This window comes from Streptomyces sp. NPDC029014 (assembly GCF_055564695.1).
On the sequence record NZ_JBVHVT010000137.1, the window covers coordinates 1 to 14,583 of the forward strand.

15 protein-coding genes are annotated in these 14,583 nt (G+C 72.7%); 3 read left to right on the plus strand and 12 right to left on the minus strand.

Annotated features, from left to right (window positions below; translation table 11 throughout):
* Positions 1–107: 107 nt before the first annotated feature.
* On the minus strand, positions 108–965 hold the full coding sequence (locus ACZ4VL_RS38670) for an arylamine N-acetyltransferase family protein (RefSeq protein WP_468210081.1): 858 nt from the start codon (positions 963–965) through the stop codon (positions 108–110).
* A 2-nt stretch (positions 966–967) separates the two neighbouring features.
* A complete protein-coding gene (locus ACZ4VL_RS38675) occupies positions 968–1,993 on the minus strand; it encodes an aldo/keto reductase (protein ID WP_468210084.1) in 1,026 nt (341 codons plus the stop codon).
* Positions 1,994–2,133: 140 nt separating this feature from the next.
* Between ACZ4VL_RS38675 and ACZ4VL_RS38680 the strand changes: the two genes are divergently transcribed.
* Positions 2,134–3,075 carry an NADP-dependent oxidoreductase gene (locus ACZ4VL_RS38680; protein WP_468210087.1) on the plus strand — a complete coding sequence of 314 codons (942 nt, stop codon included), beginning with the start codon at positions 2,134–2,136 and terminating at the stop codon, positions 3,073–3,075.
* On the opposite strand, the gene ACZ4VL_RS38685 is transcribed toward ACZ4VL_RS38680, so the two are convergent.
* The 5 genes from ACZ4VL_RS38685 to ACZ4VL_RS38705 all read right to left on the minus strand — a co-directional run bounded on the left by ACZ4VL_RS38685 (position 3,065) and on the right by ACZ4VL_RS38705 (position 7,622).
* On the minus strand, positions 3,065–3,625 hold the full coding sequence (locus ACZ4VL_RS38685) for a DUF4291 domain-containing protein (protein ID WP_468210089.1): 561 nt from the start codon (positions 3,623–3,625) through the stop codon (positions 3,065–3,067). The two genes, ACZ4VL_RS38680 and ACZ4VL_RS38685, sit on opposite strands and share 11 nt — an antisense overlap.
* An 88-nt stretch (positions 3,626–3,713) precedes the next feature.
* On the minus strand, positions 3,714–4,904 hold the full coding sequence (locus ACZ4VL_RS38690) for a 3-hydroxybenzoate 6-monooxygenase (protein ID WP_468210091.1): 1,191 nt from the start codon (positions 4,902–4,904) through the stop codon (positions 3,714–3,716).
* Between the two features lie 25 nt (positions 4,905–4,929).
* Entirely contained in the window at positions 4,930–6,216 is a 1,287-nt protein-coding gene (aroA, locus tag ACZ4VL_RS38695; RefSeq protein WP_468210094.1) for a 3-phosphoshikimate 1-carboxyvinyltransferase, read from the minus strand.
* Positions 6,213–6,854 (minus strand): transketolase-like TK C-terminal-containing protein, encoded by a 642-nt coding sequence (locus ACZ4VL_RS38700; protein ID WP_468210097.1) that lies wholly within the window; start codon positions 6,852–6,854, stop codon positions 6,213–6,215. Before ACZ4VL_RS38700 ends, aroA begins: the two co-directional genes overlap by 4 nt.
* 63 nt (positions 6,855–6,917) lie before the next feature.
* Positions 6,918–7,622 carry an SDR family NAD(P)-dependent oxidoreductase gene (locus tag ACZ4VL_RS38705; protein WP_468210100.1) on the minus strand — a complete coding sequence of 235 codons (705 nt, stop codon included), beginning with the start codon at positions 7,620–7,622 and terminating at the stop codon, positions 6,918–6,920.
* A 222-nt stretch (positions 7,623–7,844) separates the two neighbouring features.
* On the opposite strand from ACZ4VL_RS38705, the gene ACZ4VL_RS38710 reads away from it, so the two are divergent.
* Entirely contained in the window at positions 7,845–8,345 is a 501-nt protein-coding gene (locus ACZ4VL_RS38710) for an AtaL-like protein (RefSeq protein WP_468210103.1), read from the plus strand.
* A 19-nt stretch (positions 8,346–8,364) separates the two neighbouring features.
* Here ACZ4VL_RS38710 and ACZ4VL_RS38715 read toward each other — a convergent pair whose 3' ends face one another.
* The 5 genes from ACZ4VL_RS38715 to ACZ4VL_RS38735 are packed head-to-tail and all read right to left on the minus strand — an operon-like array spanning position 8,365 to position 13,278.
* On the minus strand, positions 8,365–8,697 hold the full coding sequence (locus tag ACZ4VL_RS38715; protein ID WP_468210106.1) for a hypothetical protein: 333 nt from the start codon (positions 8,695–8,697) through the stop codon (positions 8,365–8,367).
* Positions 8,694–10,577, minus strand: coding sequence for an anthranilate synthase family protein (locus ACZ4VL_RS38720; protein ID WP_468210109.1), 1,884 nt, complete (start codon positions 10,575–10,577; stop codon positions 8,694–8,696). Before ACZ4VL_RS38720 ends, ACZ4VL_RS38715 begins: the two co-directional genes overlap by 4 nt.
* Entirely contained in the window at positions 10,574–11,248 is a 675-nt protein-coding gene (locus tag ACZ4VL_RS38725) for an isochorismatase family protein (protein ID WP_404237022.1), read from the minus strand. Before ACZ4VL_RS38725 ends, ACZ4VL_RS38720 begins: the two co-directional genes overlap by 4 nt.
* 58 nt (positions 11,249–11,306) lie before the next feature.
* The gene (locus ACZ4VL_RS38730) at positions 11,307–12,080 is read right to left on the minus strand and encodes a 2,3-dihydro-2,3-dihydroxybenzoate dehydrogenase (RefSeq protein WP_361092846.1); all 774 of its coding nucleotides are present in this window, start codon (positions 12,078–12,080) and stop codon (positions 11,307–11,309) included.
* A 28-nt stretch (positions 12,081–12,108) separates the two neighbouring features.
* The gene (locus ACZ4VL_RS38735) at positions 12,109–13,278 is read right to left on the minus strand and encodes a 3-deoxy-7-phosphoheptulonate synthase (RefSeq protein WP_468210113.1); all 1,170 of its coding nucleotides are present in this window, start codon (positions 13,276–13,278) and stop codon (positions 12,109–12,111) included.
* A 299-nt stretch (positions 13,279–13,577) separates the two neighbouring features.
* Here ACZ4VL_RS38735 and ACZ4VL_RS38740 point away from each other — a divergent pair.
* The coding region (locus ACZ4VL_RS38740; RefSeq protein WP_468210116.1) for a transaldolase family protein at positions 13,578–14,583 on the plus strand (1,006 nt) is incomplete at its 3' end.

The window sequence follows — 14,583 nt, forward strand, 5'->3', positions numbered from 1 at the left end:
TCCCCCCCCCCCCCCCCCACCCCCCCCCCCCTCCCCCCCCCCCCCCCCCCCCCCCCCCCCCCCCCCCCCCCCCCCCCCCCCCCGCAGCGGTGGTGGGGTGACTCCCCTCAGGAGGGCTCGGCCGGCGCCGGCAGCGCCGCCACGACCACCTTGGCCTCGTCCTCCGTGAGCTCGATCTCGAACCGCTCGTCCAGCAGCCCCCGCACCTCTTCGTCCACCACGTACCGGACCTCGACGGTGCCGTCGGCCCGGGTCAGCGTGAGCTTGCGGTGGTTGAGGTTGAGCCGCCAGTCCTCGGCGATCCGCTCCAGGAAGACCCGGCCGGTGAACGGCGAGCTGGAGTGGGTGGAGATGAACCAGTTCGCCACCACGCAGTCGATGTGGTGGTGGGCCTCCGTGGCGTACCAGTACAGGGGGAACCAGCTGTCCTCCCGCTGCAGCCAGAGCACCCACTCCTTGTCCGTGCCCGCCTCGCGCTCCAGCTTGTACACCCAGCCGCCCTGGTCGACGACGGTGCCGTCGGCGACCAGGACCGGCTCCAGCGGGCCCTCGTCGCCGAAGCCGACGTCGGCGAGCCACGTCTCGTCGCCGACGGCCACGTGCAGCATGAGGTGCGTCCGCGGCAGCGGCTTCGGCGCGTCCAGGACGGGCCGGGCGTACAGCCGGGTCACCTCGTAGCCGAGCCGCTCCAGCAGGAGCGCGAAGAGCATGTTGTGCTCGTAGCAGTAGCCGCCCCGCCGTCGGCGCAGCAGCTTGTCCTGCATCACCTCGACGTCGAGGTCGATGCCCCGGCCGAGGAGGATGTCGAGGTTCTCGAACGGGATGGTCAGTGCGTGGGCCCGGTGCAGCCGGCGCAGGGTCTCCGCGTCCGGCTCCAGGCGCCCGGTGACGCCCAGGCGGTCGAGGTAGGCCTGGACGTCGAGCCGGTCGGCCTGCCACTGGGCCGGGCTGCCGATGTCGACCATGCTCAGCCCGCCTGCCCGGCCGTGCCGGACTTCTTCTCGCTGTCGAGCATGGCCATGCCCTCGGCGTCGAAGCGGGTGCCGGCGACCCCTTCGGCGGGGACGGCCCGCTCGATCTCGGCGACGTCCTCGGCGGTCAGCTCGATGTGGAGGGCGCCGAGCGCCTCGGTGAGCTGGTCGCGGCGGCGGGAGCCGACGACGGGGACGATGTCCGGGCCCTGGGCCATGGCCCAGGCGATGGCGAGCTGCGAGGTGGTGACGCCCTTGGCCTCGGCCACCTTGCCGAGGGCGGCGACCAGCTGCAGGTTGCGGTCGAGGTTCTCGCCGCTGAAGCGCGGGAAGCTGCTGCGGCCGTCGTCCTTGGCGGTGGCCCGCTGGTGGTTCCAGCGGCCCGAGAGCAGGCCGCGGGCGAGGACGCCGTACGCGGTGACGGCCGTGCCGAGCTCGCGCGCCGTCGGCAGGATCTCGTCCTCGATGGCGCGGGACAGCAGGGAGTACTCGATCTGCAGGTCGGCGATCGGGTGCACCGCGGAGGCGCGGCGCAGGGTCTCCGCACCGATCTCGGACAGGCCGATGTGGCGGACGTAGCCGGCGTCGATCATCTCCTTGATGGCGCCGATGGTCTCCTCGATCGGCACGGCCGGGTCGAGGCGCGCCGGGCGGTAGACGTCGACGTGGTCGACACCGAGCCGCTGGAGGGTCTGGGCCAGGGAGTTCTTGACGGCCTCGGGGCGGTTGTCGACACCGAGGATGCCGCCGGCCGGGTCGCGCAGGACGCCGAACTTGACGCTGAGGGTGAGCTGGTCGCGGTCGTGGCTCTGCAGCACCTCGCGCACCAGCAGCTCGTTGTGGCCGCTGCCGTAGAAGTCACCGGTGTCGAGGAGGGTGATGCCGGCCTCGATGGCGGCGTGTGCGGTGGCGACGCCCTCGGACCGGTCGGCGGGCCCGTAGAAGTCGGACATGGACATCAGGCCGAGGCCGAGAGCGGAAACCTCGGGGCCGGCCGAACCAAGTGAACGCAGCTGAGTCATATGGCCCAGCATCGGGGAACGCCCTACGGAGCAGAAGAAATTCCCGGCCGCTCTGTCAGGTTCCACGCACCCACAAATGGCCGGATATCGACGGGGTCCCGGCTTTACTTTCGGAACGGCCCGCGCAGATCATGGAATGCATGACAGAAACCATGCGTACGGTCCGTCAGGAAACCCTCGGCGGCAATGAGGTCCTCAACCTGACGGATTCCCCGATCCCGACTCCCGATGCCACGGAAATCCTGGTAAAGACGCACGCCGCCGGCGTGAATCCGATCGACTGGAAGATCCGGGAATTCGGCCTGTGGCTGACCCCGCCGTTCGGCGTCGGCTGGGACGTCTCCGGCACCGTCGTGGCCGTCTCGCCCGGCGAGAACCGCTTCAAGGTCGGCGACGAGGTGTTCGGCCTGCCGTCGTTCCCGGGCGAGGCCGCCGGATACTCCGAGTACGTGGCCGCCCCCGCCCGCCACTTCGCGCGCAAGCCGCAGTCCCTGGACCACGTCCAGGCGGCCGCCCTGCCGATGGCCGGCCTGACGGCCTGGCAGGCCCTCGTCGACGGCGCGGACGTCCGGCCCGGGCAGCGCGTGCTGGTCCACGCGGCGGCCGGCGGCGTCGGCCACCTGGCCGTGCAGATCGCCAAGGCCCGCGGCGCGTACGTCATCGGCACCGCCAGCGCGGCCAAGCACGCGGTGCTGCGCGAGCTCGGCGCCGACGAACTGGTCGACTACACCACCGAGGACTTCACCGAGGTCGTCAAGGACGTGGACGTCGTCCTCGACCTGATCGGCGGCGACTACGAGGACCGCTCGCTGCGCACCCTGCGCCCCGGCGGAACCTACATCGGCGTGATCAACCCGCTCGCCCTCGACGAGATCAGGTCCAAGGCGGAGGCCCTCGGCCTGCGCGGCATCACGGTCAACGTGGCGCCGGACCACGCCGTCCTGGAAGAGCTGGCCGGCCTCGCCGAGGCCGGGCGGATCCGCCCGCTGATCGCCGAGACCTTCCCGCTGCAGGACGTCCGCAAGGCCCACGAGCTGAGCGAGTCCAAGCACGCCACCGGCAAGATCGTCCTCACGCTCTGAGCCGGCGGGCGAGTTCCCCGGGGAGCGGGTACGGGCGCTCGGGCGGCAGCAGGCGCTGCGCCCGGGCGCCGTGGCCCGCCCGGACCAGGGCGGCGGCCCTGCGGGCCGGCCCGGTCAGGTCGGCCAGGTCGACCACCCACTCCTGTGCGTACGTCCGGATCAGCCCGCGGCCGATCCCGACCTGGATGCTGTAGTGGTTCAGCGCCGCACCCCGCACCGAGCGCTCCGGGTCCCACTGCACGTGCACCGCGGCCCGGTCGACCTCCGCCGGGTCGGCGGTCGTCAACACGGCCCGCGACAGGGCCTCTTCCCACCCCTCGCGGGTGATTCGCACGGCCAGCACCCGCTCCTGCCCGGGCTTGGCGGCCCAGTTGCTGCGGTGCATCAGCCACAGGAACGACGGCTTGATCCAGGTCATCCGGCCGAAGGAGAACGGCGGCACGAACCGGCCCGCGCGCAGCGCCGGTTCGGCGACGGCGGGCCCGTACGCCTGGTAGACGGTGACCGTCCGGTCGTCGTAGCGGGCGCGGATCTCGTGGAGCGGCGGCATGTGCCGCACACTGCCAGCCGGCCGGGGGCGGGTGCGAACCGTTTTCCCCCACCGCCCCGGCGGCCGGCCGGCGCGACCGCTCAGCCGCTCAGCCGGCCGAGCCGATCTCGAAGTCGAACGCGCCGTGCAGCCAGGCCACCTTGTCGTACATGTCGTCGTCCGACAGCGAGGCGAGCATCGCGTTGCGCTCGACGCGGGCGTCGCCGGCCGCGTGGTACAGCTGCCGCCCCATCTCGCGGGCCACCAGCTGCACCCGGGCGGTGCGCTCGCGGCGCGCCGCGCCGTACTTCTCCAGCCGCTGCTCGTAGTCGGCCGGGCAGTCGCCGAGCAGCCCGCTCAGCAGCACCGCGTCCTCGACGGCCTGACAGGCGCCCTGGGCCGCGTACTGGAGCATCGGGTGCGCGGCGTCGCCGAGGAGGGCGACGCGGCCCTCGGTCCAGCGGTCGACCGGGTCGCGGTCGCACAGCACCCACGCCTTCCAGTCGCGTCCCAGCTCCAGCAGTCGGCGCGCGGCACCCGACAGGTCGGGGAAGGAGTCCAGGACGCGCCCGTGGTCGGCGGGGACGCCGGCCACGGCCTCGGTGGCGCCGTCGTCGCGGGTCGCGGCCAGGTTGAAGTGCTCGCCGCGGGCGATGGGGTAGTGGACGAAGTGCCACTTCGGGCCGGCCCACAGGGTGACGGTGTTCCAGCGCAGCTCCTCGGGCACCTCCGCCATGGGGATGACCGAGCGGTAGATGGTGTGGCCGGACACCCGTGGGGAACCGTCACCGACCAGCTGCTGGCGGATCGCCGAGTGGAGGCCGTCGGCGCCGATCAGCGCGTCGCCGGTGATGCGGCCGCCGTCGGCGAGGACCGCCGTGACCTCGCCCGCCTTCTGCTCGTAGCCGACCACGTGCCGGCGGCCCCGGAGTTCGATGCCGGGGTGCCGGCGGGCGGCCTCCAGCAGGGGCAGGTACAGGTCGACGCGGTGGACGACGGCGTACGGGTTGCCGAACCGCACCCGGTAGTTCTCCTTGACCGGCATCGCGGCGACCTTCTCGCCCGTGGTGCCGTCCATGAACCGCAGCTCGTCGATGAAGACGGCACGGTCGCGGACCTCCTGCCCGACCCCGAGCAGGTCGAGGGCGTGGAAGGCGTTCGGGCCGAGCTGGATGCCGGCGCCGACCTCCGCGAAGACGTCCCGGCGTTCCAGCACGGTGATCCGGTGTCCCCGCTTCGCGAGCCCGAGCGCCGCGGCGAGGCCACCGATGCCACCGCCGGCGATGAGTATGTCGGCCATGGGGTGTCTCACATCCCTTTCGTTGTCAATGACGGTTGGTGCCCGGGTGGGCCGGGAAGAGCCGGCCCAGTTCGGCGTGGAAGCCGGGGAAGGTCTTGCCGACGCAGGACGGGTCGTCGAGCGTGATGCCGGGGACGCGCAGGCCCAGCACGGAGAACGCCATGGCGATCCGGTGGTCCCGGCGGCAGGCGATCCGGGCGGCCGCGGGCCGGCCGGGGTGGATGGTGATCCGGTCCGGGCCGGACTCGGTGCGGATCCCGAGGGCGTGCAGGTTCTCCTCGACCGCGGCGATCCGGTCGGACTCCTTCAGCCGCGCGTGGCCGATGCCGTGCACGGTGACGGGGGCGTCGGCGAGGGGGGCCACGGCCGCGAGGGTCATGAAGGTGTCGGAGATGTCGCCCATGTCCACGTCGAAACCGCCGCGCAGCACTCCGTCGGCGGGGCCGGTGACCGTGGTCCCCCGCTCGCCGACCTCGACGCCCGCCCCGGCCCGGCGCAGCACCTCGACGAAGCCGAGGTCGCCCTGGACGCTGGAGCGGCCCAGGCCCGGCACGGTGACCGTGGTGCCGGTGACGGCGGCCGCCGCGAAGACGTACGAGGCGGTGGAGGCGTCGGGTTCGACGTCGAGCTCGGCGGCCCGGTAGCCGCCGGGCAGCACCTGGATGGCGCCGCCCTCGAACTCGTCGACGTACGCCCCGAAGTGCCGCATCAGGTCCTGGGTCATCGTGATGTACGGGCGGCTCACCAGCCCCTGGCCGCGTACGGTCAGCGGCCGGCGCATCAGCGGCCCGGCCATCAGCAGCCCCGTGAGGTACTGGCTGCTCAGGCTGGCGTCGACGGTCAGCTCCCCGCCGTCCAGGCCGTCGGCGTCGACGGTCATGGGCAGTCCGCCGACCGGCTCGGTGACCCGGGCGCGGACGCCGAGCCGGCGCAGCGCGTCGGCGAGCGGCCGCAGCGGGCGGGCGCGCAGCTGGTCGGTGCCGTCGAAGGTGAAGCTGCCGCGGCCGGTCGCCGCGAACGGGGGCAGGAAGCGGGCCGCGGTACCGGCGTCCTCGCACCACACGGGACCGGCCACGGGCGGGACGGGCGGCCGGCCGGTGCCGGTGACCTTCCAGGCGGCGTCGTCCGGCTCGGCCTCGATGCGCACGCCGAGGCCGGTCAGGGCCTCCCGGAAGGCGAGGGTGTCGTCGCTGACGAGCGGGGCCCGCAGCAGCGAGACCCCGTCGGCGGCGGCGGCCAGCAGCAGCGCCCGGTTGGTGATGCTCTTGGAACCCGGGATCCGGGCGGTCAGTACGGCGTTCAGGGCGGTCACACGTGCTCCCGGTGTCGGTGTCCGGCGCGGGCCAGGCTGGCCCGGGCGGTGGCGGCCACCCGCTCGGCGGTGAAACCGTGCTGCCGGAGCAGGGCGGTGTACGGGGTGCCGGTCCCGGACCGGTCGAGGCCCACGGGGATCCCGGCGTCGCCGAGGAGCTCGTACCAACCGAGGGCCGCGCCGGCCGTCACGGAGACCCGGGCGCGGACCCGGGCCGGCAGCACCTGCTCGCGGTAGGCGGCGGGCTGCTGCCGGAAGCGGTCGAGGCGGGGCATCGCCACCACCCGGGCGGCGATGCCGTCGCGCTGGAGGATGGCGCGGGCGTCGAGGGCGGTGGCCGACTCGCCGCCGCAGGCGATCAGCAGCACGTCGGGCTCCCCGCCCTCGGCCTCGGCCAGGACGTAGCCGCCGCACCGGGACCGGTCCGGGTCGACCGGATCCGCCGGATCGACCGGGTCCGCCGGGTGCACCGGGTCGACCGGGTCGTGCAGGACGGCGGGCCGGCAGGGGACGGAGGCGGTGCCGGGGCCAGTGCCCGGGACCGGGATCACCACCGGGACCGTGACCGGGGTCGCGCCGGGGCTCGGGACGGGGGCGGAGCTCGGGACGGGGGCGGGGGTGGGACGCGGGCTGTTCACCGTTCTCCTCAGGGCTCCTCTGCTCGGCCGGTGTACGGGCCCGGCCCCGGTCGGGTCACAGCACTAGTTGGTCTTGCGGTCGAGCACGAGGTCGTGCCCGACGATGTACGCGGCGGCGTCGGAGCACAGCCAGACGACGGTGTCGGCGATCTCCTCGACGCTGGCGCCCCGGGCGAGCGGGCAGGGGCTGATGGCGTTGATGCGGATGGAGCGGGAGACGTACTCGCGGGCCGCGGTCCGGCTCAGGGCGGAGACCGCGGCCGTGGACGCGGCGTAGGCACCGAGGCCGGGCAGCATGCCCTGCGCGCCGATGTTGCTGGCGGTGTTGACGATGACGCCGCCGCCGGCCTTCTCCATGTGGGCGATCTCGTGCTTCATGGAGAGCCAGACGCCCGTCAGGTTCGCGGTCAGCGTGCGGGCCCAGACCGTCTCGTCGATGTCGGCGACGGGCTGGTGGGGGCCCAGCTCGGTGGTGTTGTTGAAGGCCACGTTCAGGGCGCCGTGGCGGCGGACCGTCTCGGCGACGACGTACACGGCGCCGGTGCCGACGGCGTCGTCGCCCGTGGTGTCGGAGACGTCGGCGACGATGCTGTCGGCCCGCCCGCCCTCGTCACGGATCAGCTTGACCGTTCCCTCCAGCGTCTCCTGGTGGCGGCCCGCGACCACCACGACGGCGCCGAGCCGGGCGAAGGCAACCGCCGCTGCCCGGCCGATGCCTTCGCCTCCTCCGGTGACGAGGACGACCTGGCCGTCGAACCGTTCAGACATCAGCGTTCTCCTGGTTCTCCGCATCGGATTTATCGGGAAGGCGCTCGCGCCGAACGCGATCGACCAACCCTCACCCTGCAAGAGAATGCTCTCTTCCGGCAGTTCGTCCGGTTCACTCCGTCAGGTCATCGGGGCAGGTGACGTAATGCCGCGACCGGCTTTGACAGGACAGGTCGCCCGGCCGATGCTGCACGCCGGCCCACCGGCGGAAAAGGGAGATCAATGCTGACGCTTTCATGGACGCGCCCGGTTGTCCACGCAGGTCAGAGCGGGTGTCCGGCTCCCACGAGGGAAAGCCTGTGGCAGGCTCTGCTCCACAAGGCGGAGTTCCCCACGGGTTATGTTCCGGCCATTAGCGAATGCCGGATCAGCGAACGCTACCCCGATGGATTTCTCCGGGAAATCCGGCGCGGCAACCTGACGTTCCTGCAACGGGTGACCCCGCAGGAGGGCGCCGGACGCATTACCTACCGGCACCTGGACGACACCGACATCGCCGAGATACGCAATGAGATCGGCGAGGACGGGGAGGGCCGGCTCACGCTCACGCTGAGCATTACCCTCACCGACCGCCCGGCCGCAGTGGTCCTCGCCCAGAACCCCTGGCTGCGGGACCTGGACACCGACTTCCACGGCACGCTCGACGCCATGACGGAGGTCCTGCACCGGGTGAGCACCCGCTCGGCCACGACGACGGCCCCCCACTCCCCCGCAGGGGCGTGAGGGGCCGTACGCGTACCGCTCAGACTGCCGGGATCAGGCCGAGTCCCGGCAGTACGGGCATGCCGTGCACGCCCTCGACCGTCGCCTCGACGTCGAACACCGTGTACTGCACGGGGGTGCGCCCGATGAGCTCCGCGGCCCGCGGGGCCAGCGGCTGCGCCGCCGCCTCCGCAGACTCCCACAGCATCACCGCGCCCCACCGCTGCGTCGCCGGGTCCGCGATCCAGAACTTCAGCCGCAGCCCTTCGACCGCGGCGAACCGGTCCACCGCCTCCTCGCGCAGGTACGCCCGCAGCGACTCGATGCTGTGCCCGGACCCCCTCAGGTCCCACCAGGCCACGGTCGCCCTCATACGAGTGACTCGCTGAGCAGGCCGGACAGTGCCTCGCCGACGATGCGGATGCCGTCCTCGGTGAGCACCGACTCGGCGTGGAACTGCATCGAGCGGAAACCGGGCCCGCGCAGGGCGTGCACCTCGCCGGTCTCCGCCTCGCGGCACACCTCGACGGTGCCGGTGCCGGGCACGTCGACGGCGTCCGCGGTGCTCTGCGCGGCGAAGGTGTTGTAGAAGCCGACCCGCTCGAGCCGCCCGAACAGCTCGATCTCGCGCTGCACGCCCTGGTTGGGCTGGTCGCGGCGCTTGAGGGGGAAGCCGAGCTTGGTGCTGAGCACCTGGTGGCTCAGGCACACCGCGAGGAAGGGCCGCCGCTCCGCGAGCAGGGTGTCGATCGCCGCGTGCAGGTGCGCGATCTTCGGGTGGCCCAGCTCGCGCGGGTCGCCCGGCCCCGGCCCCATCACGACGAGGTCGTACGGGGCGAAGCTGTACGGCTCGTCGAAGCGGCAGACGGTGACGTCGGCCTCCATGGCCCGCAGCTGGTGCTCGATCATCGCGGTGAAGGTGTCCTCCGCGTCGACGACGAGCACCTTGCGGCCCACCAGCAGCGGCACGGGCCGGGCCCGGGCGGAGTCGTCGTCCAGCCAGAAGCCCGCGATGGTCGCGTTGCGCCGGCTCAGGGCCGCCCGCACCTCCGGGTGGTCGCCGAAGCGCTGCGGCCCCGGCTGCTCGAACATGGCGAGCAGACCGGACGCCTTGGCCCGGGTCTCGGCCACCTCGGACAGCGGGTCGGAATGGCGCACGAGGGTGGCGCCGACGCCGATGCGCATGCGGCCGCCGGCGTCGATGTCGGCGGTGCGGATCAGGATCGCCGAGTCCAGGGTGCGTTCGCTGCGCTCGTCCTGGCCGATCAGGGCCAGGACGCCGCTGTAGTAGCCGCGGCCCTGGGGCTCGTACTTCTTGATGACCTTGCCGGCGCTCTCCAGCGGGGAGCCGGTCACGGTCGGGGCGAACAGGGTCTCGTGGAGGATCTCGCGGGGGTCGCGGGAGGTGCGGCCCTCGATGAAGTACTCGGTGTGGGCGAGGCGGGCCATCTCCTTGAGGTACGGGCCCACGACGCGGCCGCCGGACTCGCAGATCCGGGCCATCATCTTCAGTTCCTCGTCGACGACCATGTACAGCTCGTCGGCCTCCTTGCGGTCGGCGAGGAAGTCCATGACACCGGGCAGCTCCGGGCCGGTGGCCGGGAAGCGGTAGGTGCCGCTGATGGGGTTCATCACGGCGCGGCCGCCGGACACGCTCACGTGCCGCTCGGGGGAGGCCCCGATGAGGGTGCGGTCGCCGGTGTGGACGACGAACGTCCAGTACGCGCCGGTCTCACGCTCCAGCAGGCGGCGGAAGAAGCGCAGCGCCGCGCCGACGGAGTAGTCGCTGATGTCGGCGACGAAGGAGCGCTTCATCACGAAGTTCGCGCCCTCGCCGGTGCCGATCTCGTCCGCGATGACGCGGCGAACCGTTTCGGCATAGGTGTCGTCGTCGATGTCGAAGTCGCCGCCCGGCACGAGCTGCACGGGCCCGTCGGGGATCCGGTCCAGGACCGTCCCGAGCGGCACCTGCGCCTGCTCGGCGATGGTCATCGCCAGCAGCGGGGTGCCGTCGTCGGGCGCCGCGAAGCCGCGCTCGGCAAGCTGCCGGTACGGGACGAGGGCGAGCACCTCCTGGCGGACGCCGGCGCCGGCCTCGACGTCGGCGAGGGGGATGTCGGCGAGCGTGGCCGCCTCGACGAACTCGCCCGTGAACAGGTCGAGGCTGCGGCGGACGGTGGTCTCCGGGCGGTGGATCAGGGCGAAGGCCGGAGGCCGGTCGGCGAGGATCCGCCCCAGCAGGTCCTCGGTCATGCGGATTCCCTTCCCGCGTACGCGGCCACCCGGTCCGGGAGGGCCGTGAGCAGTTCCTTGGTGGTGGTCAGCCGCGCACAGCGGCCGGCGGCGTACTCCAGCGCCATCCGGTGCTCCTCCCAGCTGAAGTCGGCGACGGCGTCGGCGACCAGGAAGGGCTGGATGTCGTTGGTGAACGCGTCGACGGCGGTCATCAGGACCCCGACGTGGGCGTAGACACCGCAGATGATCAGCTGGTCGCGGCCGGCGGCGCGCATCCGCTCCAGCAGGTCGGTCTTGAAGAAGGCGCTGTAGCGCCACTTGGTGAGCATCCAGTCCCCGTCGGCGGGCGCCACGGGGTCGATGACCTGGCGGTGCTCGGCGCTGGGCTGCATGCCCGGGCCCCAGAAGTCCTTCAGCAGGCCCCGCTCCTCGGGGGTCATGCCGCCGGGCTGGGCGGTGTAGGCGACCGGAATGCCGAGCTCGGCCGCGCGGGTGCGCAGCTCGCCGGCGTTGCGGGCCAGGTCCACGACGGGCTGCTCGTCCTGCGGGAAGGCGGCCAGGAAGTACTTCTGCAGGTCGTGCACCAGCAGGACGACGCGCTCGGGATCGACGTCCCAGTCGACGGCGGAGGCGGGCAGGTCGGCCGACGCCGGCATCGGGTAGGGGGTGATCGCAGGTATGCCTGCCATTCCTTTCTTCCTCTCGTTCACGGTCTCGTTCACGGTTCGCTGGCTGGTTGCACCGGTCTCAGACACCGAGCGCCGCACCGCCGTCCACGGTGAGGTCGTGCATGGTGATGTGGGACGCCTTGTCGGAGAGGAGGAAGACGACCGCCTCGGCGACGTCCTCCGGGCGGGCCAGCCTGCCCAGCGGGATGCCGACGCGGTAGGCGTCCGGGACGCCTTCGATGGAGGCCCGCGCGCTGCCCTCGTCCTGCCACATGGAGCTGAGCATCGGGGTGTCCGTGGAGCCGGGCGCGACGAGGTTCGCGCGGATGCCGTACTTGGCGACCTCCAGGCCCAGGCACTTGGTGAACATGGTCGCGGCCGCCTTGGACGCGGCGTACGCGGACATCTCGGTACGAGCGGTGCCCGCGGCGTTGGAGGCGATCGTGACGATCGCGCCCCGGCGGCGCGGCACCATGCGGTTGACGACGGCCCGGGAGACGAAGAAGACGCCCGTGGTGTTGACCGCGAACGTCGTGCTCCACTCCTGGTCGGTCAGCATGCGCGCCTCCCCGAGCCGCAGCACGCCGGCGGCGTTGACGAGGAAGTCGAGCGGGCCGACCAGAGCCTCGACGTCGTCGACGAGGGCCTCGACGTCCGCGCTGGCGGTGACGTCCGCGGGGAACGGCTCCACGCGGGCGCCGCCGTCCTCCTCGACGGCCTTGGCCACCTTGCGCAGGCGGTCGCCGTCCCGGTCGACCGCGGCCACGCGGACCCCCCGGGAGGCGAGCGCGCGCACGATGGCCTCGCCTATGCCGCCGGCGGCTCCGGTGACCAGAGCGATCTTTCCTTCCATGATGGAGTAACCCCCTTGGTTGTCGGCCTCAGCCGCGCCATGCCGAGGCGACCTCGATTGCCTGGTCGGAATTGAGGCGCGGGTCGCAGAACGAGGTGTACTTTTCGCCGAGCTCGTCGACGTGGTATTCATCGGTGACGCATTCGTGCACCTGGTCGGGGGTGGTCTCCAGGTGGAGTCCGGCCGCGACTCCGCCGTTTTCCACGACGGCCCGCTGGAATTCCTCGACCTCGCGCACGACGGTTTCGACATAACGGGTCTTGACACCGCCGGGCACGGTGACGGTGTTTCCGTGCATCGGGTCGCACATCCACAGCACCGGGTGGCCGGCCTCGCGGACCGCGCGGACCAGCGCGGGCAGCTTCTCGGCGGCCTTGCCCTGGCCCATCCGGGATATGAGGGTCAGCCGGCCCGGCTCCCGCTGCGGGTCGAGCCGGCCGCACAGCTCGAGGAGCCCCTGCGGGGTCATGGTCGGGCCGACCTTGGTGGCCACGGGGTTGGCGATGGTCGCGAACAGTTCGACGTGGGCGCCGTCGAGGGCGCGGGTGCGCTCGCCCATCCACGGCCAGTGGGTGGAGGTGAGCAGCACCGAGCCGTCGGGCTCGGTGCGCAGCATCGGGCCCTCGTAGTCCAGGAGCAGGGCCTCGTGGCTGGTCCACACCGGGGCCTCGGCCGGGGAGGGGCGGACCGCACCGTGCCAGCCGAGGGCGGTCATCGCTCCGGCGGCCGCCTTGTAGCCGGTGACCAGGCGCTGCGGGTCGGGACGGCGCAGCTCGGGGTCGGGCTCGGGGCTGTTGACCATGTGACCGCGGTAGACGGGGAGCTCCACTCCGGCCACGATCTCGGTCGGGCTGGAACGGGGCTTGCCGAACTGCCCGGCGAGCCGTCCGACGCGGATGACGGGCTTGAGCGAGCGGGCCTTCATCACACCGGCCAGGACGTCCAGGAGCGCCGCCTTGCGGGCCACGTAGCCGGGGGTGCACTCGGCCGGGTCCTCGGCGCAGTCGCCGCCCTGGATGATCTGGAGCTCGCCCCGCGCCGCCTCGGCGAGCAGGGTCCGCAGGTGGTCGACGTCCTCACGGCGTACCAGCGCGGGGGATCCCGCGAGTTCGGCCCTGGCGCTCGCCAGGGCTTCTTCGTCCGGCCAGACGGGCTGTTGGCCCGCGGGCAATCTTTTCCAGCGTGCAACACCGTGCATGCGGCACCTCCCAGTGCTGTACGTACCTGCCGTGACATCGGATGCAGCAAGAAGTCTGTGAAACGGGGAATCACGTGAACCACCAGACATTTCTCACTTCGTCAGGTGGCACAGGATTCGGTCAGGTCGAATAGATGATTCCGAAATAAACCTGACGCATCAGTCGCCGATATTGCGGCGGCCGGCCGGAAACCATTTACGCTCCCCGGCCCCGGCGGGCCGGTCGGCAGCGGGCACTTGACACACCATCACCGCATTGTTTCCGGGATATGTCGGGACGTTCTAAGGTGCGAAGCGTGGTGAGTCAAGGAGCTGGAGCGCTGCTGAAGCAGCTGGTGTCGGAGGGCGTGTCCCCGTGGCTGAGCGCGCGGGACCCCGCCGAGTTCGACACCGGGGCCCGGTATCCGGTGCTGGGAGGCCACTTCCACAACGCCCTCGTACCGGCGGGCAGTACGCCGGACCAGGCGCGGCGCGCCTGCGACCTGCTCATGCCCGTCTTCGAGGTGAGCCGGGGCACGGTGGGCCACGTCTCCGTGCCGGTGCCGCCCCGCTGGGCCCACGACGCGCGGGCACTGGCCGCTGCGGCCCGGGCCCTGCACGGTGCGGTGGGGCGGCCCAACGCCCTGATCCGCATGCCGATGACCCCGGCGGGGGTCGAGGCGCTGGCCGACTGCCTCGCCGACGGGGTCGGGGTGCACGCCGCGCTGGTCTTCTCGGGCGAGCGGTACGCCGAGGTGCTCGACGCGTACGTGGCGGGGCTGGAGCGGTCCCTCGCGTCGGGCCGGCCGCTGGGCGACGCCCCGATGGTGGCCTCGTTCCCGGTGGGCCTGTTCGACCGGGAGGTCGGGGCCCGCCTGGACCGGCTGGGAGTGCCCCCGGACGACCAGGTGCGCGGCGCCGCGGGCCTGGCGGTGGCCCGGCGGATGTACCGGCTGCGCGAGGAACGCCTGTCCGGGGACTGGTGGCGGGTGCTGCGCGCCAACGGGGCGCTGCAGCCCCGGCTGCTGTGGGGCACCGGGGCGGACGGCGGCGTGGGGACCCTCGTCGGCTGGAACACGGCGCTCGCGCTGTCCGTGGAGACGCTGGAGGCCGCCGCCCGGGAACCGGCCCTGACCGGCGACACCCTGCTGAACGCCGACGCGGAGGCGGCGTGCGCGCTGCGCGCACTGGAGCGGCTGGGGGTGCGCGCGGGCGAGGTGGCGGCCGTGGGGGGGGGGGGGGGGGGGGGGGGGGGGGGGGGGGGGGGAAGGGGGGGGGGGGGGGGAGGGGGGGATCCCTCCCCCCCACCCACCGCCCTCGCCCCCC